Here is a 24,539-nt window from a genome sequence, read left to right as displayed (position 1 = left end):
CGATCAACGGCCGGACTCGATGAAGCATGAGCCCGATGATCACTCAATCGCCCGTGATCTTTCCTTGGCCGATCTCTGGTAAAATACCCCTGGACACTTATGGGATTACAGGGCGGGAATCAACACCAAGGTCACCGTCCGGCAGCCGGTAGTAGTCTCTGCCATTACCGGGTCCGACTGGGTCTGTTCCGGGGAGGGGGCAACGCTGACGGCGGCGGCCACCGGGGAGGGGACGCTCACCTACGCCTGGTCGCGGAGCGCGGACGGGACGAGCTTCACGCCCATTGCGGGGGCCGCGGGGGCGAGCCTCGCGACGGGTCCCCTGACGGCGCCGGCCTGGTTCAAGGTGGAGGTCTCCTCCGAGACTTGCGGCCCGGCCGGGATGATCAAGAGCATCGGCATCGGGGCGGCGCCGGTGATCGCGACGCCGCCCGCGAACGCGGTGGTCCAGGCGGGGCAGACGACGACCCTGTCGGTGTCGGGGACGGGGACCGCCCCGCTGGGCTTCCAGTGGTACCGCGGCGAGAGCGGCGACACCTCCGACCCCGCGGCGGGCGCCACGGCGGCCGAATTCACCCCGCCACCCCCGACCGCGACGACCCGCTACTGGGTCCGGGTCTCCAACGCCTGCGGCGCGGCGGACAGCCCCTCCGCCACCCTGAGCGTCAACCACCGGCCGGTGATGGGGACGGTGAACGTTCCGGCGGAGGCCGTGGTGAACGAACCCGTCGCCATGTCCGCCACCGCCTCGGACCCCGACGGCGACCCGGTGAGCCTCCACTGGTACATCGGGACCCTGCATTACTCCAACACGGGGAGCATCTCCCACGCCTTTTCCTCCACCGGGGACAAGATCGTGGTGATCTCCGCCTACGACGGCAAGGGGGCCGCGGCGACGGTGGACGTCCCGGTCCGGGTCGTCACCAACGCGGCGCCGGCCTTCCAGTCCGTTTCCATTCCGGCGACGGGCGCCACCGGGGAGACCCTCTCCTTCTCGGCCGCGGCCGTCGACCCGGACGGCGACCCCGTCACCTTCCTCTGGAACTTCGGCGACGGGTCCACCGCCCAGGGGAGCCCGGCCACCCACGCCTACTCCGCACCGGGGAGCTTCACGGTCCGGGTCGACGCGCGGGACAAGTGGGGGTGGACCGACACCCGCACCGGCACCGTGACCGTCAGCGGCAACGCCTACCCCGTGATCCAGAGCGTGACCATCCCCGGCCACCGCACCGCCGGCTCCACGGTCGCCTTCTCCGTCACGGCCACGGACCCGGACGGGGACACCCTGACCTTCACCTGGAGCTTCGGCGACGGGGAGGCGGGGGCGACGGGCCCGAGCGGCACGCACCGGTACGGCCTGCCCGGGACCTACACCGTCACCGTGACGGTGACGGACGGCTATGACGGGACCGCCCAGGCCACCCGGTCCGTCATGGTGACGGACACCGACGGCGTCACCTCACTGGCGATCGGTTCCTCCCGCTCCGGCCTCGCCGGGGCGAAGGGGAGCAACACCTACTTCAAGGTCGTGACCCCCGACGACCTGGTGTGGCTCAAGGTCTCCACCGGCTCGGGGTCGGGCAACTGCGACCTGTACGTGAAGGCCGGCGCCAAGCCCACCACCAGTTCCTACGACTTCAAGTCCTCGGGGACGTCCAACACCGACGCGGTGGAGGCGACCCAGACCACGGGCAAAACCTGGTACCTTCTCCTCCGGGGGACGGCCGCTTACTCGGGGATGACGCTGACCCTCGCCGGGGAGCGCTCCGCGACGGTGGGGGTGAACGCCACGGTGGCGAACCTTTCGGGCGCCTCCGGCAGCCGGAAATACTACCGGTTGGTCATCCCTTCGGGGCAGACATCCCTGAAAGTGACCACCAGCGGCGGGACAGGCAACTGCAACCTCTACGCCGGGAAGAACCGGGTCCCGTCCACCTCCGTCTACGACAAGCGCTCGGCGGGGAGCACCAACGCGGAGAGTTTCACGCTGACGGTTTCGGGGGGGCAGGTGTGGTACCTGTTTGTCCACGGGCCGTCGGCCTACTCGGGAGTCATCCTCAAGACCGGGAACGGGGCGGCGGCCAAGATCGCCGCCCCCGGGGACCCAAAGATGGAACGGGCCCCGTCGGGCGGGCAGGAGAGGGAGGGGCCACCCGATCTTCCCCCGGCGGACCTTCGCTTCCTGGAGTGAACGGTTCCCTGCGCGAAGCCGGAAAGGCGCCCCCCGCGGGGCGCCTTTTTTCAAGGGGCCGGCTCACGTCGGCATGACCGGCCGGCCTGTCGAGAATGAGGTCCTTGCAGCCCGGTGGATGGGGTGGTGAAGAAGGTCCGCCAGCCGTTGCAGGAGCGTGGGACGGAGACCGCGGCCTGGCCAGCCCGCGTTTCCAGGATGCAGCGAATGGCTTGTCCGCTCAGGCGGGAATCAGCCGCCCTTATCGACGCGGACGAAGAGGGAGCCGTGCACTAATCCTGGATGGCGACCCAATCGCCCGCGGCGATGGCGACTTCCTGGTTGATAATTCATATTCATCTGATTCTAAAGGCTATAAGCATGCTCGGTGAAGTCGGTTTTTCGCTGCTCCGTGGACATGGGTGGAAAATAGGCAAAAACGTGGAAGCAGTCAACCGTATTCCGAGCGGCCCACACACAAATAAGGGAAAATGGAAGCGAAAGTGGGAGAGACGGGGATGCCCGCGAACTCCCGGCGAGGGTGATCATCGGGCCCCGGGAACCCGCGGGGCGGGACACGCCGCTGCCCGAGAAGAGGTCGTAGGCCTGAACGAGGAGGTTTCCCTTCCCCGAGGCATCCACGTAGACGACGACGGGGACGTCCAGGGTCACGGCGCCGTCGGCGCTGGCGACATGAAGGACGAGGTTGTACGGTTCCGGGCCCGGCGGCACGGTTTCCGCCGGGGCGAAGGTGAGGGTGATGTCCTTCGTCTCGTTGACGGCAAGGAGCGGGAGGGTCCCCGACTGGTTGAGGGCCAGCAGCCAGCGCCGGTAGCGCTCGGGCGAGTCCGTGGGCGAGGGTGCGCGGCCGGCGGCGGGGAGGGGCGTGTTCGTAGTCGTACTCGTTCTCGTACTCGATCCTACGCTCGCACTCGTAGTCGAAGCCGATACCGACTGCGATAGCGATACCGATTCCGAGACCGACCCCGATGTTTTGTGCGATGAGGAACCGCCGGCCGGGGCGGAGACATTGCCCAGGATGATCCAGTCGGGCGCGGGGGAGCCGTCGGCGGCGGTCAGGGAGACCGTCGCGTTTTCCAGCGCGCGAACCTGATGTTCTTCATCTGGACAATTTCGGACGTGTTCCCGCCGGGGGATGGCCTTGCCCCGGGGGAAGCCCATTCGCCTATCCCTGAATGAACTCCAGGTAATTTTCCCGATTGACCAGCTCCCAGGTGGCCTCGGGGTAAGCCGCTGTCCACTCTTTCGGAGGGCGGGGCCTGGCATGGCCCCATTTTATTTCATACCCGTGGAGTCGACCACCGCGTTCCTCGACCAGGTCCAGCTCTTTCCGGGTGTACGTCCGCCAGAAATAGTTCTGGGCACTTTCCCGCAGGTACTCCTGCCGCTTCAGCCGCTCAATGATCAGGTAGTTTTCCCAGAGTTCCCCCGCATCATTCCTCAGATCGAGCGGGTTGAAGTTGTTGATCAGGGCATTGCGCACGCCGTTGTCGATAAAAAAATACCGGCTGTTTTTCGTGACTTCGCTGCGCAGGTTGCGGCTGAACCCGCCGAGTCTCTGAAGGACGAACGCTTTTTCCAAAAGATCCAGGTAACGATCGACGGTATTCTTGCTCATGCCCAGGCTTGTGCCCAATTCTGCACAGGAAACTTCCTTGCCAACCTGGAAGGCCAGCAACTGCAGCAGTCTGCCGATCTTTGCCGACTGCCTGATCCCGTCGAGTTCCAGAACGTCCTTGCAAAGGCAGGACGAAACCATCTCCTTCAGGTATTGTTCCCGATCCCGGTAGTCCTTGGAGAGCACCACTTCGGGGTATGAACCGTAAACCAGCCGGCTCTCCAGGTGCGCATCGGTCTCGTGCCGTTGCTCGACCGCGCTCAGTTCCAGTTGGGCGAGGGGATACTGGATCAGGGTGCTTTTCCTGCCGGTGAGCGGTTCACCTACGTGGCGCGCCAGGTCAAACGAGGACGAACCGGTGGCGATGACCCGGATGCCGGGGATATGGTCAACGACCAGCTTCAGGTTGATCCCGATGTTCGTGACCTTTTGCGCCTCATCCACAACCAGAAGGCGGTTGCTGCCGACAAAGGACGTGAGCTTTTCAATGGATTGCGAGGCGAGATACCCCTGAACGATGAGGTCCTCGCCACTGACCAGAAGATACGGTTCCGTTACCCCCTTCAGGAATTCCCGGATCAAGGTCGTCTTGCCGGTGCGCCGTGCGCCGTAGATCACCACGACTTTGCCGGGTTGCGCGTGACGGCTGAGATTTTCAAGCTGTCGCTGTCGTATATACATGATAACTCCGTCAGTAAACTGACCGAATTATAAATAAATATGTCGGCAGTTGCAAGCAAATTATCCCGGTCGGGGGATCCGTCTCGCCTCGTGCTCGGTGAAAAAGAAGGGAAGAAGCTTGGTGGAGAACAATCCGGCCGAGGGGCTTTCCGACGCCCTGGCGCCGCACCGGGAGGAGCACCGGGTCGTCCTGACGAACCCGCGGGAAGTGGGCGTCCTGCTGGCGGCCATCCGTTCCTACTCCGGGTCTCCCAACCCCAAGCCGCAGGCAACCTGCTTTGCTCCTGACCTCTCCCAAGCCCCTCACCCCCGCGCCGGGACGGCGCGTGCAAACGACCCCCACCCCAAGCCACACGCAACCCGCCCCGCCCGTTCCTACGCATCGTCCCGAAAAGACCGGTTTCTTTCATTCCTCGAGCAGGTACCGCCAGGCGGGACGGGCGCCGGGGATTTCCCTTTCCAGCCCGGGCGCGTATTCGTGGAACAGCAGGTGGCCTTTCGCCCGCGGCCACTGCGCGGCGCTGAAGGTCATGGCCGCCTTCTCGCGGCGGAGGGTCTCGGGGTCGGCCAGGTTCCAGCACGTGTTGACGAAAAACTCCCCCGCGCCGTCGCACAAGTCCACCTCACTCCCCTCGGCAGAGTAGAAGAGTTCTTTCGTGCGCCGGCGCGCCTGCAGAAAGATCGCCGTCTCGAGCTTGTGCCCCTGGTCCCGGGCCGGAAATGCCTGGAAGGCGGCGATGAGCCCGGTGTCGACGATGTGCAGCTTCCGGGGGTTGTGGGCCTGCCGGCGGAGGGAGGCCACCCTCCGTGGCAGGAGGAAGACCAGGAACGAGTCCTCGAGGCAGCCGAGGTACTCGAACAGCGTGTTTTTCGAAACGGAAAGCCCCCTGGACGTGAAGTCCCGGTGCAGCTTGCTCACGTTGAGCATTGAGGCCGTGTTCCGGAAGGCGTGCCGCAGCAGCTCGCGGACCAGCGCTTCGTTCCGCAGCGAATATCGCTCCACCACGTCCCGGTACATCATCAGAGAAGCGTACTCGCCCAGGATCAGGGGCCGCAGGGGCTCCTCGGCCAGGACCACTTCCGGAAATCCGCCCCAGAGCAGATACTGTTCCAGTTCGTAGCGAATCCGGCTTTCACTGTCGACACTGAACGGAACGGCGTCGACCCCAAGGAAGGACAGGCGCTCCCGGAAGCTGAGGGGGAAGACTTCCAGGGTGATGCTCCGGCCCCTCAGGGCCGTGGCCAGGTCACGGGTCAGCAGGCGCGACGACGAGCCGGTGACGAAGACCTCGACATCCTCCGTGTCGACGACCCGGCGGACCCACCGTTCCCAACCCGGCGCGTTCTGAACCTCGTCGAGGAACAGGTACCTTTTTTGTCCCGCGATCTCCGGGAAGAGTTCCTGCCAGCAGCGCAAAACCAGGTCCAGTTCTTCGGCCCGGACCGGGTGGAGACGGTCGTCCTCGAAGTTCAGGTAGGTGACCCGGCGGCGGTCCACCCCTTGGGCAACCAGCCGGTGGATGGCCTCGAAAAAGAGGAAGGTCTTGCCGGAGCGCCGCACCCCGGCCAGGCCCACCACCTTGCCCGTGCCGAAGGGGAGGACCCGCTCCCGAGGCCGGCAGGCGGGGAGCGCGCGTTCGGCGAACTGGCGGATCACGTATTTGAGATTGTCACTGATCATAGGGACAATTTAACAAAAATCTTCCCTCCTTACAAGGACAATTTCGGCAACAAACAGACCGCGCAGTGGAATACTCCGGTCGGGGGCCGCTACCCCGTTGAAAAACAAACCGGGATGAACTAGATTATAATTCAAGATGAACCTCTGGGTGATTCATCGGAGGAAGCATGAAATCAATGACGATCCATGGCATCAACGAGCGGCTGGAAAACGAGCTCAAAAAGAAAGCACGGCATGAAAAAACGAGCCTGAACAAAGTCATCAAGGAAACACTTGAAAAAGGATTGGGGCTGACCGCTGAAACGCCCGACCATCGCGGCGATTTTGTTGATTTCTGCGGTGTCTGGAGCGAAGAGGACCTGACCGAGTTCAACAACGCGTTAACCGACAAAGGCCAACTGTGACGCTCCTCAACACGACGCAGGAGACGGCCGAGATTTTCGGCCACCTGATGCACGATCTGCGCCAGGCGGGAACGCCGCTCCCGCTGAACGACGTCTGGATCGCTGCCCAGACCATGGAGCTGGGAGCCGTGCTGATCACCTACGACGTCCATTTTCAAAAAGTGCGGGGTCTGCGCCTCTGGCAGGCGTGAGGTTCACCGCAATCGACTCGCAGATCAACCGGGTCCTGCTTGGCGGACAGATTCGCCGTCCATCTTTGAAAAACCCGACATCGGGAGCGCGTGGAAGGGATGGGATCAAGATGGTTCATCCGGAAATCGTGTGGTGGAGCGCGAACCGCCGGTGCCTTCTTGCCACGATGAGGAGTCAATCGGAAGCCCGCAGCGCGGTTGCTTCGGAAGGAGACTGGGCCGCGAGGCCCAGGTGAAGGTCCGGGGCCCATCCGGAGCCGCGGAGCGGCGGTGAAATACCGGGCCGCCGCTCCGCGGCTGCCAGACCATGGCGCGGGGAGCGGCCTGGATCACCGGCGACGCCCATTTCCAAAATGGGCGGGGCCTGCCCCTCCGGCGGGAGTGAATCGCACCGAAATGCCTTCTTGTCTGAATATCTGGCGGAGGAGGAGGGATTCGAACCCCCGGTACCCTTCCGGGCACAACGGTTTTCAAGACCGCCGCCATCAACCGCTCGGCCACTCCTCCGCGGGCCGGTCGCCAAGGGCCGGCAAAGTGCCGATTGTAGGGAAGGCACCCGTCGAAGTCAAGCAGTACGCGCCGCCTGCCGGGCGGCGCACGCTTTCCGTCGTTCCCGAGAAAAACTGTTCACCCCATCATGGTATTCGGGATAGAATAAACACATGAAGGCCTCGCATAAATAGTAAGGAATCGAACGGAAAAGTGTTTGTCAGACCTTTATTGAGCCATCGCCATGAGGGTGATGGTACTTTTTGCGACCGCGTCAACACCTGAATGAATCACAAAACCCGAGCGGACGAATAATCCTGGCGAAAGGAGGAGCGAGATGAAAACCATGGCGTGGGTTTTTCTTCTAATGGTGTCGATCCTGGGTTGCGCCGGGGGAAAGGGGATCGCTCCCGATGGGACCACCGCTGAAACCCCGGAGAAGAAGACCTACCTGGTCAAGGGCGAGGTCAACCAGCCCGGCGAGCAGGAGTGGACCGAGGGGGCCAGGCTCTCCACGGCCATCGCCAAGGCCGGTGGCCCCACGGCCAAGGCGGGCGTGAACCACATCAACCTGATCCGCATGAAGCAGGTGACCATCCACGATCTCGACAAGATCAAGCGCGGCGAGGACACCGACACCCCGCTCATGGCCGGGGACGTCGTGCTCGTTCCCCGCGTCTTGGAACCGCAACAGTAAAAACAGTACGCGCCGCCTGCCGGGCGGCGCACGGGCCCTGCACGCGTCAAGCTAACGGGCGCCTCCCGGCAGGAGGCGCCTACGATGCTTCCAGGAGGCGGCCCTTCTCCAGGTGGAGCACGGTGTGGGCGTACTCGGCGGCGTGGGGGTCGTGGGTCACCATGACGACGGTCTTGCCGTACTCCTCGTTGAGCCGCTTGAGGATCTCCAGGACCTCCCGGGCGGAGCGCTTGTCCAGCTCCCCCGTGGGCTCGTCCGCCAGCAGGAGGGTGGGGTCGGTCACCAGGGCGCGGGCGATGGCCACCCGCTGCTCCTGGCCGCCGGAGAGCTGCCGGGGGAGGTGCCGCACCCGGTCCGCCAGCCCCACGAGGGACAGGGCGGCCAGGACGTGCTCGCGGCGCTCCCGCCGGGAAAGCCGGGTGAGGAGCAGGGGCAGCTCCACGTTCTCGAAGGCCGTCAGGACCGGGATCAGGTTGAAGGTCTGGAAGATGTACCCCACGTGCTCGTTGCGCCACCGGGCAACGTCGGCGTCGGAGAGGCCGAAGGGGTCCTCCCCCGCCACCCGCACCTCGCCGGCCGTGGGGTGGTCGATGGCGGCAATCAGGTTGAGGAGCGTGGTCTTCCCGGAACCGGAGGGTCCCATCAGGGCCACGAACCCCCCTTCCGCCACGTCGAGGCTCACCCCCTCCAGGACGGGGATCTCGTACTCGTCCCGGCGGTAGACCTTGTACACGTCCCGGCACTCCACCACGGGCCGCCCGTTCCCCGGGCGCCTCCCTCCATCGCCGTCCCAGGGGCCCGCCATGTCAGTGCGCCCCCTTGTGCCGCACCGCCGCCCCGTCCCCGAGGTCCTCGGGGGGGTGCAGGATGACCCGGTCGGACGACTCGACCCCCTCCACCAGGGCGCCCCTCGCTCGTCGGCCCAGGAGGCGGACCTCCTTCCGGCGCGCTTTCCCGTCCGCGCTGAACAGGAGGACGAAGGTCTTGCCGTCCTCCGGCAGGAGGGCCGACTCCGGGACGAGGACGGCGCGGCTCCCGGCGGGGACCGCCTGGGACGCGCCGGCGACAAAGTCCACCTTGGCGTTCATGTCGGGGCGAAGCCGGCCGTCGGGGTTGCGGATGCGCACCTTGACCTGGACGGTGGCCTTCTGCCGGTTGGCCTCGGGCGAGATCTCCTCGATGAAACCGTCGTAGGCGCGGTCCGGGAAGGCGTCGGCGGTGACCGTGGCCGACTGCTTCAGTGACAGGCGGCCGAAGTCGTTCTGGTTGATGTCGAGTTCCACCTGCAGCTCGTCCAGGTCGGCGAGGGCCGCCACGGAGCCCTGGGGGCCGCCCTCGGCGCCGCTGGCGAACTGGGCGGTCACCAGCTCGCCCTTTTCCACCACTCGCTGCAGGATGGTGCCGGAGACCGGCGCCTTGATGAGGGTGGCGTCCAGCTGCGTCTTCGCCCAGGCCAGGCGCCCCTCGGCCTCCCGGAGGTCCCCCTCGGCCCGGGCGACGTCCTCGGCCCGGGCGCCGATCCGCACCACCTCCGCCGCCTGGGAGAGGGCCCGGTACTGCTGCTCGGCGGCGTCCAGGCGAGCCTGGGCGTCGTCGAGTTCCTGCTTCGAGACGACGCCGGAGTTCGTCAGGGTGAAGAAGCGGTCCCGGGTAGTCCGGGCGATGTCCCGCTCCGCCTTCGCCTGTTCGGCCCGGTGGGCAGCCTCGGCGATCTCCTGGGGGCGGTTCCCGTTTCGGAGCAGCTCCAGCCGGGCCTTCGCCGACCGGACGGCCCCCTCCGCCTGGTCCACCTGGGCGCGGAACTCCTCGTCCTCGAGGCGGACCAGCAGTTGGCCCGCCTTCACCACGTCGCCCTTTTCCACGCCGATCCAGGCGATCCGCCCCGTGACCTTGGAGTTGACGTTGATGCGGTGCTTGGCCACCACGTAACCGGAGGCCGACAGCACCACGTCGGGCGCCTTGGGGTCGGGCGGGGTCGGCCGGGCCGTCTCCACTTCAACCCCGCCGGGACCCATGCCGGAGCGGAGGAAGAAATACCCCGCCAGGATTACGATGACGAGGGCGACCCCCCACCGGGCCCACCGGCGGAGCCGCCCCCGGTGCCGGGCACGCCGGCTCGGCTCGATCCGCAGGGCCTGCAGGGTTTCCCCGGTTTGCACTCTGTTGTCCAGTTTATTTTCCATCGCCTTCTCCTGTCCCGCTCTTTCTTCTCCGCTTTCCCCCAAACCCCGTTCGATTACCCCTCCTGAGAATCGGTATCGGCATCGGTATCGGTATCGGTATCGGTATCGCCATCGGTATCGCTATCGGCATCGCTATCGGCATCGCTATCGGTATCGCTATCGGCATCGCTCTCGCAATCCCCACCCCCACCTCCATCCCCTTCTCCCCGGGCTGTTCGCGAGCCCGACCTCACTCCGCCCACACCCGCCCGCTCACTCCCGCAGCGCCCCGAGGATTTCCCGCCGGGAGGCGTGCCAGGCCGGCGCGAACCCGCCCACCGCCCCCAGGAGGGCGGCGAAGACGACGGCGTTGAGCACCGTCCGGGACGTGACGGTCAGGGAGAAGATGGCCTCCCCGAAGGTCACCATGTTGGAGGTCCCCGTGGCGAGGCCGTCGAGTGGCAGCACGGCCGCCACGCCCACGGCGGCCCCCAGGAGGGAGAGGGCCACCGCCTCCAGGACGAAGCACAGGAGGATGCTCGCCCGGGAGAAACCGATCACCCGGAGCGTGGCGATCTCCCGGGACCGGTAGGCCACGGCGGCGTACATGGTGTTCATGGCCGCGAAGCACGACCCGACGGCCATGATCAGGGCGATGACGGTCCCGACGAAGCGGATGGGCGCCCCGGAGCTGTCGGTCTGGCCGGCGTAGTAGTCCGTTTCCCGCTTCCCGTCCAGTTTGAGGCGCTGGTCGTTTTCCACGGCCCGGCGAATCCCCTCCACGGCCTCGGGGCTTTCCGCCCGCAGCAGCATGGACGAGGCCCCCCCCTGCCGGTCGAAGGCCTCGGCCATCAGGTGGTAATCGCCCCAGATCTCCGAGTCGGGGGCGGTGCCCCCGGCGTCGAAGCAACCCACCACCCGCCAGCGGGCGTTGCCGAACGCGATGTCCTCCCCCACGCCGGCGCCCGTGAACCGCCGGGTGATCCGCCGGCTCACCACCACTTCCCGTTGCCCCGGGGTGAACCAGCGCCCCTGCACCAGCCGCACGGCGGGGTGGACCTCCAGCCCGGGGAGCGTGAGGCCGCGCACCGTGACGTTGGCCTCGGTCCCGTCGGCGCGGGGGAGCACGATGAGCACGATCATCTCGGGCGAGGCCAGGGGGCGCCCCGCGGCGTCCCGCGCCAGGCCCGGGAGGGTCTTCATGACCTCCAGCTGCTCGCTGACGATGTAGCTCGACATTTCCGCCTCGGACCCCTTTCGCAGCACCATCACGTTGAGCGGGTCGCCGCTGGCGAGGAAGGCGCGGTCGAGCCCGGCCAGGAGCATCTGGAGGAACATCACCACCGTGACGGTGAGGGCGATCCCCAGGGCGGTCATGGCGGTGGCGCCGGGACGCCGGCTCAGGCTCCGCAGGTTGTAGGCGATCGGGACCCCCACGGTCACCCCACGTGCCGCAGGCCGGCGGTGATGGGGAGCCCCGAGGCCCGCCAGGCCGGGACCATCGAACTGAGCAGGCCGACGCCCAGGGCGACCCCCACGGCGATGGCCGCCGTGGACCCGCTCACCCGGATGTTGGAGAGGAAGTCCGCCATGGGCGACCGGGCGGCCATGGAGAGCATCCAGTGGGCCAGCCCCACCCCGGTGGCGCCGCCCAACCCCGAGAGGAAGGCCGCCTCCCCCACGAAGAGCGCCAGGACCTGGCCCCGGGTGAAGCCGATGGTCTTGAGGGTGGCCACCTCCCGGACCCGTTCCCGGATGGACATGGCCATGGTGTTGGCGCAGACCAGGATGACGGCGAACATCACGGCGCCGGCGATGGAGAGGATGAAGGCCTTCACGTTCCCCAGCATCTCGATGAAGCCGAGCTGGAACGCTTTCTCCGACTCGGTCTTGGTGGGCTGGGGGGCGTTGTGGAAGGTGTCGTCGATCTCCCGCGCCACCCGGGGCACGGCGGAGGGGCTGCGCGTCAGGATCGCGAACACCCCCGCCTGCCCTTTCGCCCACCGCACCGCCTCCTCCACGTAGGCATGGTCGAAGAGCACGGCCTGGAAGCCGTCGGGCGAGTGGTAGAACCCGCGGATCGTCAATTCCAGGTCCACGGGGAAAATGTTCCGCTGCAGGACGATCCGGTCGCCCACCGACCACCCGTGTTTCTCCGCCAGCTTCCGCTCGGCGATGGCGCCGGAACGGTCCCGTTTCCACGCCGCGAGCTGTTCCGGAGGAATCTCCCACTCCCGGTAAACCTGGCAGATCTCCTCCGGGTCCGTTCCGAACTGGGCGAAGAAGTGCTCGGGGCGGTCGTCGATGTAGCGCCCGCCGAACCAGGTCATGGGCGCCACCGCCGTCACGCCGGGGACGGCCCGGATGCGCTCCCGGTAAGAGGTGGGCAGGAAGAAGGTCAGGGAGATCCGGTGCCGGGTCATGACGCGCTGGGCGGACTCGGCGCTGCCGTCATCCAGGTAGAACCCTCGCCAGACGGCCATCAGCAGGGTGAGCAGGAGCATGGAAAAGCCGAGGCTCAGCACCGTGAGCGCACTCCGCCGCTTGTTGCGGAACGCGTTGCGCAGGGCGAAACCGGTTCGGGTCACTCGTCTCCTCCGGGCGGGCGAAGACGCTATTACACCACAAGGCGCGCCCGGTTCCAATGGGTAACTCTGTGCTCCGGGATCGAACGTGAAAAGGTCTGTGAAACCTTTGGCGGTTCGTGGATATTCTTTGCCTTATCCGTGTCCATCCGTGTTCGTCCGTGGTTCGCTTCCGCCTGGCCCTGACGGTTGGCCGCGACGGAACATCCCGCGCGGATGGGCCTCACCACGCCCCGTTGTGCTCCGACGCGCTCAGGCGGGCGACGATCTCCCGGTTCCGCTCCCCCCGGAGCGCGTCGTCCATGAACAGGGCGTCCCGCGCCCGGAGGATGGCGGGGTGACGGGGGTCCGGGAACACGGCGGCCTCGGTATCCCCTTCGGGCAGCACGGTGTCCACGGCGATGACGCCCCGGAGCGCGTTGGTGAGGAAGACGGCGTCGGCGGACCGCAGCTCGGCGGGCAGCAGGCTCGCCTCCAGGGCCATCCGCGCATCCAGGAGCACCGACCGGGCCACGCCGGGGAGGCAGCCCGACGAGGCGGGCGGGGTCAGGACACGGTCCCCCTGCACCACGAAGAGGTTGGTCCTCCCCCCGTCCGTCATCAGGCCCGTCTCGTTGAGGGCCACGGCGTCGAAGGCGCCTTCGGTTTCCGCCTCCCTCACCAGGAGGAGGTTCTCCAGGTAGGAGAGCGTCTTGAAGGAACGCAGGGGGCTCCGGCTGTTTCGGACGACCTTCCGCGAGATCGTCAGCTTCACCGGCCCCGGCGGTTCCAGGGACTTGGGCTGGAAGAAGAACGTCAGCTTCCCGTCCACGGCCACGAGGCGAAGGGCGCCGCTCCCCGCCCCCGTCCGGTCGAGGAACCCCCGCAGGAACGCCTCGACGGCGGGCCGGGGCGGCAGTTCGGGCATCCCCAGGAAGGCGAGGCCGGCCTCCAGGCGGGCCAGGTGGCGGTCTAAAAAGCACGGGGCCCCCCGCTCGACCCGGAGGGTCTCGAAGAGGCCGTCGCCGTGGCGAAGACCGGAGGCGGGCAATTCGAATCGGGTCTGTTCACTCAGTTCAAGCATCGATGACCTCGGGAAGGGGGAATGGCAAGCTCGAATCGCAATACACGTCCTTTTCGGCCGCAGGCATCGGTCCGCGCCCCGGTTCACATCGTCAGGCACCGGACGATGGAAGCCCCCTTGTGGACGGTTTCCTCGTACTCGTCCCGGGGGTCGGAGTCCCAGACGATGCCGCCGCCCACGCCGAAGCGAAGGAGGCCGTCGGCGACGGTGCAGGTCCGGATCGCGACGTTGAAGTCCATCTGAAGGCCGTCGCCGCTGACCCAGCCGACGGCCCCGGTGTAGACCCCCCGGACCGCCGGCTCGATCTCCCGGATGAAGCGCATGGCGGCCAGTTTCGGGCACCCGGTGATGGACCCGCAGGGGAACATGGCCGCCATCGTTTCCCCGAACCCCGCGCCCGCCCCGGGTTCCCCCGCCACGGTGGCCACCAGGTGGTGGACGTTCGCGAAGCTCTCCAGGCTTGGGAAGGCCTCGACGCGGACGCTCCCCGGGACGCAGAACCGCGACAGGTCGTTGCGGATCAGGTCCACGATCATGGCCAGCTCCGAACGGTTCTTGGGGCAGGCGAGGAGCGCGTCGGCAAGCCGCCGGTCTTCCGCGGAATCGCCGGACCGGGGGGCCGTGCCCTTGATGGGCTGGGAAAAGACGCGGCCGTTCTCCCGGCGCAGGAAGCGCTCCGGGGAAGAGGAGACGATCTGGAAGCGCCGGTCGGCGATGAAGGCGGAGAACGGCGCCGGGTTGGCGTCGAAGAGCCGTCGGGCGAAGATGGGGAGCGCCCCCCGGACCTCCCAGGTTTCCTGGCGGGTGAGGTTCACCTGGTAGACGTCCCCCCGGCGGATGGCGTCTCGGATCGCCTGCACCTTCTCCCCGAACGTGACGTCCGACTCCGTGTCCGAGACCCTCCGGGCAAGGAAGGGGCCCCGCTCCGTCCGGAGGGTTTCGCCGGGGGGGACGTCCACACCCTCCACCCGCCGGTCGAGGGAGTGGAGGGTCCCGGTGACGGCATCCAGGACGTCCACTTTCCCGTAGAGGGCGAAGTGCCGGCGGGGGAGGCCGGCCGGATCCGGGCGGGGGGACGGCAGGTAGCGGGGCTCGAGGTCGTGGGCGTACTCGTAGGACACCCACCCGATCCAGTCCGGGCGGATGGCCGGCGGCGCCCCGCGAACCTCCGGGACCACGGGGCACCGTTGCGGGTCATCGGTCTCCAGGAGCGGCTCCCGCCCCAGGACGGTCCAGCGCGACACGCCGGCGCCGCCCAGCAGCAGGGCGAAGGCGGCATCTCCCCGCCGGTCGAAGAAATCCGCGGGCTCCGCCGCGCAGGGACGGCTCACCCAGTGGTCGATGGCGTGGATCGGCGGCGTCACGGCGGCAAGGACCCCTTTCCCCGGCCCGGTCGCGGCGGGGTGGTCACGGCTTGAACAACCCCGGCCCGGGCCAACTCCGGGCGACGTAGGCGACGATGGCCGCGGCGATCTCCTCGACGCCGTGGCGCGAATTGTTGAAGACGGCGTCGTAGTGCTTCGGGTCGGCGATGTCGGCGTGGAGGCAGTCCCGGATGAACTTCTCCCGGGTCCGCTCGTTCTCCTTCACGTCCTTCTCCGCTTCCTTGCGGCTCATCTCCAGGCGCCGCATGATGGAATTCACCCGGAAGTCGAAGTCGGCCACCAGGCGGAAATGGTAGCAATTCTTCAGGTTCTGGGTGATGATGGCCCCTCCCCGCCCGATAACGATGGCGTTTCCCTTTTCGGAGACCTCCAGGATGTACTTCGGGATGTGCTTGAAGGCCTCCTGGTGGGGCATGTGGCCGGGAAAAAGGAAGGCGAACGAATCGAGCCTGCTGGAGGCGTCCCCGAGGTGGTCCAGCACCTGCATCGAGAGCTTGTCGTCCTGCGCCACCTTTTCCAGCAGGGCCTTGTCGTAGAGGTTCCAGGTCTCGCCGGTCCGGGCGTCGAACAGCTCCTTCAGCCGTTCGGCCAGGATGAACCCCTCGCAGCCGTACTGCCGGGAAAGGGTGACGGTGGGCCGCAGCGGGGGCGGGGCTTCCTTCTTCCGGTGCTTCTCGAGGGAAATCCAGGTGGAGAGTCGCCGGTCGATGGACGGGACAAGGAAGGAGTAGGGTCTGGCCATGCCGCACCTCCCGTTCGGGTTTAGCTATCTTGACTTTACCGCTTTTCCGTCTCCCCGTCAAATGGTACATGATGCGGGCCTGCCGGCATTTCTTTGCGAGCTTGGCGCCTTGGCGGGAAGCTCTGCCTCAGCCGGTGAAGCCCTGGGCGAGGGGAAGACGGCGGCCGGCGCCGAAGGCCTTTTCCGTGACCTTGATGCCGGGCGCGGCCTGACGGCGCTTGTACTCGTTGGCGTCCACCATCCGGGCGACCCGTCGGACCAGGGTCTCGTCGATCCCCTGCGCGGCGATTTCGGCCACGCTCCTGCGTTCTTCCACGTAGAGTTCCAGGACCCGGTCCAGGAGGTCGTAGGGGGGGAGGTCGTCCTGGTCGGTCTGGTCGGGCCTCAGTTCCGCGGAGGGGGCCTTCTCGAGGGTGGAGCGCGGGATGATCTCGCGCTCCCGGTTCACCCAGCGGGAGACCTCGTAGACCCGGGTCTTGAAGAGGTCCGAGATCACGGCGAGCCCGCCGCACATGTCGCCGTAGAGGGTGCAGTAGCCCACCGCCAGCTCGGACTTGTTCCCCGTGCTCAGGACCATGGCGCCCTGCTTGTTGGAAATGGCCATGAGGAGCGTTCCCCGGATCCGGGCCTGGAGGTTCTCCTCGGCGCCGCCGAAGGGCGTCCCGGCGAAGACCGGCGCGAGCTGGCCCAGGAAGGCCTCGTAGACGGGCCCGATGGGGAGGCTCTCGAGGCGGATCCCCAGGTTCCGCGCCAGGTCCGCCGCGTCGGTGAGCGAGGCCGGGGCGTTGAACCGGGAGGGCATGGCCACGCCCAGGACGTTTTCCGCCCCCAGGGCCTCCGCGGCGACACAAGCGGTCAGGGCGGAGTCGATCCCGCCGCTGAGGCCGAGGACGACCTTCCGGAAACCGCACTTGCGGACGTAGTCACGGGTCCCCAGCACCAGGGCCCGGTAGACCTGCTCCGCCTCGCCCGGGAACCCGGGGTCGGGGCCGACGGCGGGCTTTTCCGTGTCCGCCACCACCAGGTCGTCGATGAAGCCGCCGCACTGGGCGAGGACCCGACCCTCGGCATCCACGGCGAAGCCGTGGCCGTCGAAGACGATGTCGTCGTGACCGCCCACCTGGTTGGCCAGCACCACCGGGACGCGGTACTTCCACGCGGCGTGGGCGGCGATGCGCCGGCGGCGCTCGGGTTTCCCCAGGGAGAAGGGGGAGGCGCTGAGGTTGAGAATCAGCCGGGCCCCGCGGGAGACCAGGTCCCGGACGGGGTCGTAGCGATAGAGGGAGTGGGGGAAGAGGTCGGGGTCGTTCCAGAGGTCCTCGCAGATGGTGATCCCGAGGGGGACGCCCCCAAAGTCCACCAGACCGAGGGCCCGCGGGGCGCTCTCGAAGTGGCGGGCCTCGTCGAAGACGTCGTAGGTGGGGAGGAGGCACTTGTGGGTCACGTGCGTCACCTCGCCGTCCGCCATGAAGGCCGCGGAGTTGAAGAACGGTTTCCCGGAGCCCGATTCGTTCCGGGAGATGAACCCCGCCACGACGGCGATCCCGCGGGCCTCGGCCGCGAGCGCCCGGAGGGCCTCCAGGTTCCGGTCGATGAAACCGTGGCGCTCCAGCAGGTCCTTGGCGGGGTAGCCGGACACCGCCAGCTCGGGAAAAACCACCAGCTCGGCGCCGGCGGCCCGGGCCCGGGCCACCCGCTCCGACAGAGCCTTCAGCGTCCCGTTGAAATCCCCGATGAGCGCGTTAAACTGGGCGATGGCGACCTTCATTGTCCGACTCCTTTGAAGCCAGGTCCGACCAGACCCGGCGGTATTCGCCCAGGCGGTGCTTGAACAGGCGGTACTGCACCACGGCGTAGGCGAAGGACCCGAGGGTGAAAACGGGGAGCCACAGGGCCCACCCGACGCTGTTCCGCACCTTCTTCCAGCGGCTCCAGTCCCGGTGGACCTCGTTGCGAACGAGAATGTCCCGCATGTAGCCGAGGTACACCCCCATGGCGTCCCCGAACACGCCGGTGAAGCGCCCGGTGTTCCCGAAGACCTTTCCCTCCCCCCGGCGAACGGCCGCGAGAAACGCCGCGGGTGTCGCCCCGGGGGCCTCGGTCCAGGTGGTGCCCAGCCGGAGGAGGGAGTGGGCGTCCGAGCCGGCCGCCAGGGCGGGTTTCCCCCTTCCGTTGGCCGTGGCGGCGACCCCGTCCATGAAGGCCTGGTTGACCGCCGGCGGGAGGCAGGAGTTGATCCCCTCGCAGACCGGGAACCGGTCCAGGAGGAAGCGCAGGAGCGACGGAGCCCCGGGCCCCCGGGGAAAACCGTAGAAGGGGTGGTTCCACACCCGGAAGAGCCCGCGGTCGTCGAGGTAACCCAGGAGCCGGTCGAGGTCCCGGCGGCGGGACCGGATCTCGTCGTGGTCCTCGGGGGCCATGTCGTAGACGCCCACGTGCAGGGTGTACCCGAAGGTCTCCAGGGGGACCGTGACTTCCTCGGAGATGAAGAAGTCGGGGTCGTCGGGGTGGGCCTCGCGGTACGCCAGGCAACCCGCGATGCTGTTGTGGTCGGTGAGGGTGACGAAGTCCATCCCCCGGGCCTTCGCGGTTCGGCGGATCCGCTCGGGGGTGCTGTAGGAGTCCATCGGCTCCAGCAGTTTGACGTGGTTCGTCTTGCCGCTGTACCAGGAGTGGACGTGGAGATCGCATCGGGCCATGGGCTCCCCCGAACGGCCCATTGTACCGGGAACCGGGACCATTACAATCGAAAAGTGGTTGAGCACCCCGCGGCCGGCGGTCTATAATGGGGGTTACCCTCGAGACGGTGCGGGAGAAGGGGAGTCAACGTGCCGGAAAAGGCCGGTAAGTTCAGGATCATCGACAGGATCGGCGGGGGGGCCCTGGGGACGGTTTTCAAGGGCTTCGACACCGAGGCCGGCCGCTACGTGGCGGTCAAGTTCCTGCACGCCCACCTGTCCCGCACCGGCGAGAACCGCCGCCTCTACCTCAAGTCGGTCATCCCCGCGGTCCGGCTCCACCACCCGCACATCGTCCAGATCCACGACCTGGCGGAGCAGGACCACGACGTCTTCGCGGTCATGGAGCACCTGGACGGGGTGGACCTGCAGTACTTCCTCTCGGCCGCCATCCGGCTCTCCCCCGCCCAGACGGTCAACCTCCTGACCCAGCTGGGCGAAGGCCTGGCCCACGCCCACGCGGAGGGGATCCTCCACCTCGGGCTCAAACCGTCCGACATCCTGGTGCTCAAGAGCGGCAACGTCAAGGTCGTCGACTTCGGCATGGCCGCCGTGGCGTCGGCCCTGCTTCCCGACCCGCTTCAGTGGCCGGTCGCCCGGACCGCCTACCTCTCGCCGGAGCAGGCGTCGGGGGAACGGCCGGGCCCCGCTTCCGACGTGTACGCCGCCGGCTTGATCGCCCTGGAGATGGTCACGGGCCTGACGGCCTTCCGGCGCGCGACGGCCGCCCAGACCCTCGAGGCCGTCCGGGCGGGGGACTCGGCCCCGTTCCTGGCGAAGTGCCCGGAGCCGCTGCGGTCCGTCCTCGCCCGGGCGACCGCCCGGCGCCCCGCCGAGCGCTTCGAGACCGCCGAGGCCCTCCTCCAGGCCTGCCGGGACTTGGCGCGTTCCTTCCTGCAGGACGAGGGGCGGCTGGACGGCGCCGGGGGGGAGGCCGAGGCCGTCCCGGTCCTGGACGAGCCCTACGAGGCGAGGGTGGTCCGGAAGTACCTGCGGGAAGGGAAGGCGGACGCCGCCGACTCCCTGCTGGCCAAGCTCGAGGCGGAGAACCCCGCCCACGGCGTGATCCCGGCTCTCAAGGCCGAGGTGGAACGCCTCAAGCGTCGCAGGCGGTGCGACGACCTGAACAAGATCGGCTCGGAGATGGTGGAGCGGGGGGACTACGACCTCGCCCTGGAGACGTTCAACGAGGTCCTCAAGCTGGACCCCGACCGGGTGGACGCCATCTCCGGCATCCAGAAGGCCCGGCGCCTGCAGAAGGAGCAGCGTTTCCGCGAAAAGATCGAGCCGCTCCTGGCCCAGGCCGCGGCCCACGGCATGGCCGGCCGCTACATCGAAGCCAACGAGGTCTACCGGACCATCCTGGGGCTGGACCCCGAACTGCCGGAAGTCCGCCAGCGGATCGAGGAAAACGAGGGGCGGCTGGCCCGGGATTCCCGGGCCCGGGTCCTGGCGGGGCTGGTCCAGCGGGCCGTCCGCCTGGGGGACATCCCGGCGGCTTTCACCGCCCTGCGGGAGCTGGAGGAGACCGCCCCCGGCGAGCCCCTCGCCCGCGAGTCCTTCGCGTCCGCCTGGAAGATGTTCGCCGAGTCCTTCGAGGAAACCGCCTGTATCCCTTTCAAGGGCGGCGACACCCGGGAGTTCGACCGCTGGTTCGCCCGGGTCGGCGAAGCGCCCGACATCGGGGTCGTGCTCTCCGCCCCCGCTCACCGGGAGGAACGGAACCGCCTGTTGACGGACGCCCGCCGCCTGGTCACCGAGCTGACCCAGAGCCGCCGGCTCACCAGCGCGAAAGCGGCCCTGGACGGCCTGAACTCCCTCTTCCCCGGCCTTCACGCTCTGCGGGAGACCGCCGACGAGGTGGACCAGCAGCTGCGGGCCGAGGAAGACCTCCGCCGCCGGCAGCGGGCCAACGAGCAGCGCCTCGAGGACGGCCTCTCGAGCATCCGGGAGGCGTTGTCGGCCGAGGACGCCGACGGGGCTCACGTCCTCTGGGTGGAACTCAACCGGCTCTTCCCTTCCGACAAGACCCTCTCGAGCCTGCGGCCGGCCATCGACGCCGCCGTGGCCCGTGCCGAGGAGAACCGCTGGGTCGATCTCCAGGTGGAACGGCTCAAGGCGATGCTGGACGCCGAGGAGATGGACAAGGCGCGGGCGCACCTGGAGAACGTGGAGAACAGCCACCCCAAGCGGCCCGAACTCGCGGCCATGCGAAAGCTCCTGGCGGAGAAGGAACGCCTGGTGGCCCAGAAGCTCGAGATCCGGCGGATCCAGGAGGAGATCGTCCGCCACCGCGCTTCCGGCAAGGTCGATGCCGCCCTGGACCTCGTGAAGAAGGCCATCCAGCGTTTCCCCGACGAGGGGTCCTTCTACCCCGCCCTCCAGCAGATCCAGAACGAAAAGGCCCTCCGGGACACGGGAGAGCAGATCGGGGGGGCCCTTCGCGAACTGGCGGACCTCGTCGACCGCAAGCACTTCCTCCGGGCGGGGAGGGTCGCCTTCGAGCTGATCGAGCGATTCCCGGAGAACCCTTCCGCCCTGGAAGGGCAGCAACTGTTCCGGGAACGGCGCCGGGAGTACATCGAGAACGCGGTCCGCTCGGCCCTGTCGTTCTCGGCCAACCGGGTTTTCGACGAAGCGGCGCGAATCCTGGAGCGGGCGCTGGAGGAGTGCCCCGACGCCCTGGACCTGAAAAACGCCTTCGAGGAAGTCCGGGGCGAGGAACAGATCCACAAGCGGATCACCGAGTCGCGCGCCTTCCTGGAACAGCGGAAGTACGACCTGGCGGTGGCCTCTCTCGAGGAGTTCGCCGCGCGTTACCCGGAGAAGGCGGCACTGCTCCGCTGCCTGGAGGAAGCCCGTCGGCTCCGAAACGCCTACGTGGCCGAATCCGTCCGGAGCGCCAACGCTTTCCTGAAGTCCGGGGACACGGCCAAGGCGCTCTCGATCCTCAAGACCGCCGCGGAACGGGTCCCGAACTCCGAGGAGATCGGGCTTAAAATCGAGGACATCGAGTTTCAGCAGTCGGAGTGGGTGAAACAGCGGAAGGCCGAGGAGACCGAGAACCGCGCCATGCTCCGGGACGTGGACCGTTCCCTGGCCGAGGCGCGCCGGCTCGTCTCCCGGGGGAACCCCCTGGGTGCCCTGAAGCTGCTCGGACAGGCGCGGCAGCGATTGCCGAAGTCGTCGGAGCCCCTGGAAGCCCTCGTCCGGGACATCCAGGAACAGATGGACCGGCAGGTTCACCCGCCCGAACCGTCCGGGGTCGGGGCACCGAAAGGCCGTCGCCCCGCCGCGTCCCCCGGGCGACGCCGGTGGGTCCCGGCCGTCATGGTCCTGGTCCTGGCCGTTATCGCCGTCTGGGCCTTTTTCCAGTATATCCGGGTGGGCACGCTCCGGGTCGATCTCGGGAAGGGGGGGGTCGTCACCGCCGTCCAGGATGCCGGGAGCGGGAAGACCGTCCTGACCCCCGGGACCCGGATGCCGCTCTCACTCACCTTGGCGCCGGGGGATTACGTCCTGGTCTGCACGATGCCGGAGATGCCCGGGGTGCTCCTCCGGGAGCCCGTCCGCGTCGAGTTCGGCCGCACCCGGACGGTGACGGTGGTTCCCCTCACGGTGGACCTTCGCCCGGCAGGGACCGTGGAGGAGATCCTCCGTGTCGGGTCGGGCGACCGGCTCCCCTTTCACAACGCCCCCATGCCGCTCCGCGTGCGCCTCCCCGCGGGAAGCTACCAGCTGGTTTTCCGGATCACCGACATCCCCGGGGTCCGCTTCTCCGAATCCGTGGACCTCCGGCCGGGTGAGCCGCTGGTCTTCTCCCCGGCCCTGCTGACCCTCGACCTCCGGCCGGGGGGGCGCGTGACCTCCCTCGTCCGCAAGGACACCGGCACGCCCGTCCCCCTCCAGGATGACGACATGCCCTTCCGGGTCAGCCTCTCTCCCGGGCAATACGCCCTGGAGTGGGAGTTCACGGGGCTGGAGGACCGGCGTTTCCGGGAAGAGCTGGTCCTGAAGGCCGGCGAAAAGAAGCTCCTCGTCAAGGACTCCCCCGAAGCGGCCAAGGGAGGGGGGCCCCTGGCGTCCATCCTCCTGGACAAACCCGAGGAAGCCGCGCTCCTGGTGATCGACCCGAGGCCCTGGGGCAAGGTCGTGGAAGTGGTGAGGCAGGACACCGGGGAGCGCCTGGTCTCGGGGGCGGGCGTGACCCCCTACGCGCTCCGGCTTCCCCCGGGGCTCTACCGGGTGGTGTTCACCCTGTCGGACCACCCGGGCAGGGAGTTCTCCGAGATCGTGAACCTCCCGCCGAAGGGGCGTCACGTCGTCCGGAAAATGTCCCCGCTGCTCGAGGCCCGGATGGAATCCCTCGTGGAGGGGCTCCTGAAGTGATCCCCGCCGGTCCGGGGGTGTGGCGGGGCATCCCCCGGGCTAGACGTCGGGCTTCCCGTTCACCCGGGCCGCCCCGTTCGCCTTTTCACCGGAGAAGAAGGTGTCCACGCACTCCGGGCAGAGCCCGTGGGTGAACTTGAAGGGGGTCCGCCGCTCGAGGAACTCTTCCATGGTCTCCCAGTAATCGTCCCGGACACGGAACTTCTTGCACCCCGCGCAGACCGGCAGCAGGCCCCGCTGCCGCACGCTCTCGTCCAGGGACTCCAGCAGGGCGCGGTTGGTCTGCTCCAGTTCCCGGACCTGGTTCTCGAGATGCCGGGTCCGCTCCTCCACGAGGGCGTCGAGGCTCTTCCGCGTCTCATCCGCCTCCCGGAGCGGGAGGCTTTCCCCCACGCCCGTGCGCGGGTCCGGGACCGAGTTGTGAATGTGCTCGATGGACCACGCCCCGGCCTCCCTGGACAGGACGAAGCTCGTCCGCATCTCCCGGACCTCGACGGGGACCCCGTTGATCGTCGCCGTCAGCGCGATCAGGAAGATGACCGTCGCCGAGGCGGGGGAGGGGCTTTCCGCGTGGCAGAGGGATTCCTGGAGCTTCACGGGCCCGGTGACCTGGCTGAAGTCGCGCAGGAAAAAGGAGCGAACCGCTTCGAAACCGACGGCGACCTCGTCCGGGGAAGACCCCAGGAGGGTGACGCGGGGCGAGAGCAGGGAGAGGATCCGAACGTCCCGGTTTTCGGCGTGGCGGAGAAACTGCCGGCAACACTCGAGGGCCTGGCGCTGTCTCCGGCGGATGGCGTTTTCGGTTTTCACGGTGCTCATGGCATATCCCCTCCCCGGCTGCCTAAATGCAACCGATAATCATTTGATTTTAATAAAGCAGGGATGAAAAGCAAGCCCGTTTTCCGTTTGACGTGACCGCTGCCACAATCCGGCCCTCCGCAACCCTGCGGACCTTAAGGATCTGTTCCTTTCTTCCCTTTTCTTCGTTCGTGTGGTTCGTGTGGCTCGTGGTTCAAAAAGGCTGTTAGCGGTTTAGGCTGAAGGGATTCAGGGCCTGGCCCGATGAATCGTGAAGGCCCTTAACCTCATGCCCCGGTCCCGAAATCCCGTTCGAGTGTTCCGTGCATTTCGTGGTTCCATCCCGCTCGACACGCCGGCGTCCGGGGTCCGGACCCGGCGGTCTCCCCGCGCATTTCGGGGTCAGTTTCACGGTTCACCCGGCATGGGTGTTTCCAACCGTCGGCCGTTGGTGTATAATGGCGTTCCCGAACCCACCGGAACCCTGCCGGCCGGGGCCGTCCGAATCCCGGGAAGGAGTTGGAATGACCACGCGGAGCACAAACAGCCGGATCGTGACCGGGGAGGGCGCTCTCTCCGTCGACGGGCCCTGCCCCGGGCCAGACCGTCCACCCCGGGCGTGACCATGAGCGACACGGGCCTCCGAGACCTCATCCGGGAAATCGTGGAGCGGGAGCTCAAAGGGCTTTCCGCCCCGGCGCCGCCCGCGGAACCCTCACCCGCCC

The 24,539-nt window shown here is 67.6% G+C and carries 19 protein-coding genes and 1 tRNA gene; 5 read left to right on the top strand and 15 right to left on the bottom strand.

Features of this window, described 5'->3' with window-relative positions:
- Positions 1–382 precede the first annotated feature (382 nt).
- On the top strand, positions 383–2,191 hold the full coding sequence (locus KA419_19465; protein MBP7868115.1) for a PKD domain-containing protein: 1,809 nt from the start codon (positions 383–385) through the stop codon (positions 2,189–2,191).
- A 345-nt stretch (positions 2,192–2,536) separates the two neighbouring features.
- Here KA419_19465 and KA419_19460 read toward each other — a convergent pair whose 3' ends face one another.
- The 3 genes from KA419_19460 to KA419_19450 all read right to left on the bottom strand — a co-directional run bounded on the left by KA419_19460 (position 2,537) and on the right by KA419_19450 (position 6,171).
- Complete coding sequence (locus KA419_19460) at positions 2,537–3,352, bottom strand: hypothetical protein (GenBank protein ID MBP7868114.1); 816 nt, start codon at positions 3,350–3,352, stop codon at positions 2,537–2,539.
- Between the two features lie 4 nt (positions 3,353–3,356).
- The gene (locus KA419_19455) at positions 3,357–4,490 is read right to left on the bottom strand and encodes an ATP-binding protein (protein ID MBP7868113.1); all 1,134 of its coding nucleotides are present in this window, start codon (positions 4,488–4,490) and stop codon (positions 3,357–3,359) included.
- A 406-nt stretch (positions 4,491–4,896) separates the two neighbouring features.
- Entirely contained in the window at positions 4,897–6,171 is a 1,275-nt protein-coding gene (locus tag KA419_19450; protein ID MBP7868112.1) for an ATP-binding protein, read from the bottom strand.
- Between the two features lie 167 nt (positions 6,172–6,338).
- Here KA419_19450 and KA419_19445 point away from each other — a divergent pair, with 167 nt between their 5' ends.
- Together KA419_19445 and KA419_19440 are read left to right on the top strand one after the other, a co-directional pair.
- Positions 6,339–6,575 (top strand): hypothetical protein, encoded by a 237-nt coding sequence (locus tag KA419_19445; protein ID MBP7868111.1) that lies wholly within the window; start codon positions 6,339–6,341, stop codon positions 6,573–6,575.
- Complete coding sequence (locus KA419_19440) at positions 6,506–6,766, top strand: PIN domain-containing protein (GenBank protein MBP7868110.1); 261 nt, start codon at positions 6,506–6,508, stop codon at positions 6,764–6,766. Before KA419_19445 ends, KA419_19440 begins: the two co-directional genes overlap by 70 nt.
- A gap of 417 nt (positions 6,767–7,183) precedes the next feature.
- Here the strand turns inward: KA419_19440 and KA419_19435 are convergent.
- Positions 7,184–7,273 (bottom strand) — tRNA-Ser (locus tag KA419_19435).
- A gap of 319 nt (positions 7,274–7,592) precedes the next feature.
- Here KA419_19435 and KA419_19430 point away from each other — a divergent pair.
- Positions 7,593–7,952 (top strand): SLBB domain-containing protein, encoded by a 360-nt coding sequence (locus tag KA419_19430; GenBank protein MBP7868109.1) that lies wholly within the window; start codon positions 7,593–7,595, stop codon positions 7,950–7,952.
- Positions 7,953–8,031: 79 nt separating this feature from the next.
- Here the strand turns inward: KA419_19430 and KA419_19425 are convergent, their stop codons facing one another.
- The 10 genes from KA419_19425 to KA419_19380 all read right to left on the bottom strand — a co-directional run bounded on the left by KA419_19425 (position 8,032) and on the right by KA419_19380 (position 18,588).
- A complete protein-coding gene (locus KA419_19425) occupies positions 8,032–8,757 on the bottom strand; it encodes an ABC transporter ATP-binding protein (protein MBP7868108.1) in 726 nt (241 codons plus the stop codon).
- 1 nt (position 8,758) lies between these two features.
- Entirely contained in the window at positions 8,759–10,135 is a 1,377-nt protein-coding gene (locus KA419_19420) for an efflux RND transporter periplasmic adaptor subunit (GenBank protein ID MBP7868107.1), read from the bottom strand.
- Positions 10,125–10,331: a hypothetical protein gene (locus tag KA419_19415; GenBank protein MBP7868106.1), complete on the bottom strand. Its 207-nt coding sequence runs from the start codon at positions 10,329–10,331 to the stop codon at positions 10,125–10,127. The genes KA419_19420 and KA419_19415 overlap by 11 nt, the downstream gene beginning before the upstream one ends.
- Before the next feature lie 56 nt (positions 10,332–10,387).
- Positions 10,388–11,551, bottom strand: coding sequence for an ABC transporter permease (locus tag KA419_19410; GenBank protein MBP7868105.1), 1,164 nt, complete (start codon positions 11,549–11,551; stop codon positions 10,388–10,390).
- Between the two features lie 2 nt (positions 11,552–11,553).
- Positions 11,554–12,702, bottom strand: coding sequence for an FtsX-like permease family protein (locus tag KA419_19405; protein ID MBP7868104.1), 1,149 nt, complete (start codon positions 12,700–12,702; stop codon positions 11,554–11,556).
- Between the two features lie 220 nt (positions 12,703–12,922).
- Entirely contained in the window at positions 12,923–13,762 is an 840-nt protein-coding gene (locus KA419_19400) for an aminotransferase class IV (protein MBP7868103.1), read from the bottom strand.
- Between the two features lie 83 nt (positions 13,763–13,845).
- On the bottom strand, positions 13,846–15,126 hold the full coding sequence (locus tag KA419_19395; GenBank protein ID MBP7868102.1) for an anthranilate synthase component I family protein: 1,281 nt from the start codon (positions 15,124–15,126) through the stop codon (positions 13,846–13,848).
- Positions 15,127–15,169: 43 nt separating this feature from the next.
- Positions 15,170–15,889, bottom strand: a complete 720-nt coding sequence (locus KA419_19390; GenBank protein ID MBP7868101.1) for a cytidylate kinase-like family protein — start codon at positions 15,887–15,889, stop codon at positions 15,170–15,172.
- Between the two features lie 127 nt (positions 15,890–16,016).
- The gene (locus tag KA419_19385) at positions 16,017–17,657 is read right to left on the bottom strand and encodes an NAD+ synthase (protein MBP7868100.1); all 1,641 of its coding nucleotides are present in this window, start codon (positions 17,655–17,657) and stop codon (positions 16,017–16,019) included.
- Complete coding sequence (locus KA419_19380; protein MBP7868099.1) at positions 17,632–18,588, bottom strand: PHP domain-containing protein; 957 nt, start codon at positions 18,586–18,588, stop codon at positions 17,632–17,634. Before KA419_19380 ends, KA419_19385 begins: the two co-directional genes overlap by 26 nt.
- A 129-nt stretch (positions 18,589–18,717) precedes the next feature.
- Here KA419_19380 and KA419_19375 point away from each other — a divergent pair, with 129 nt between their 5' ends.
- Positions 18,718–23,016: a protein kinase gene (locus KA419_19375; protein MBP7868098.1), complete on the top strand. Its 4,299-nt coding sequence runs from the start codon at positions 18,718–18,720 to the stop codon at positions 23,014–23,016.
- Between the two features lie 39 nt (positions 23,017–23,055).
- Here KA419_19375 and KA419_19370 read toward each other — a convergent pair whose 3' ends face one another.
- Positions 23,056–23,835 carry a nuclear transport factor 2 family protein gene (locus tag KA419_19370; protein MBP7868097.1) on the bottom strand — a complete coding sequence of 260 codons (780 nt, stop codon included), beginning with the start codon at positions 23,833–23,835 and terminating at the stop codon, positions 23,056–23,058.
- Between the last annotated feature and the right edge of the window lie 704 nt (positions 23,836–24,539).

The sequence above is a fragment of the Acidobacteriota bacterium genome, from assembly GCA_018001935.1.
GTDB lineage: Bacteria > Acidobacteriota > JAAYUB01 > JAAYUB01 > JAAYUB01 > JAGNHB01.
This window is presented reverse-complemented; position numbering and strand designations above follow the sequence as displayed.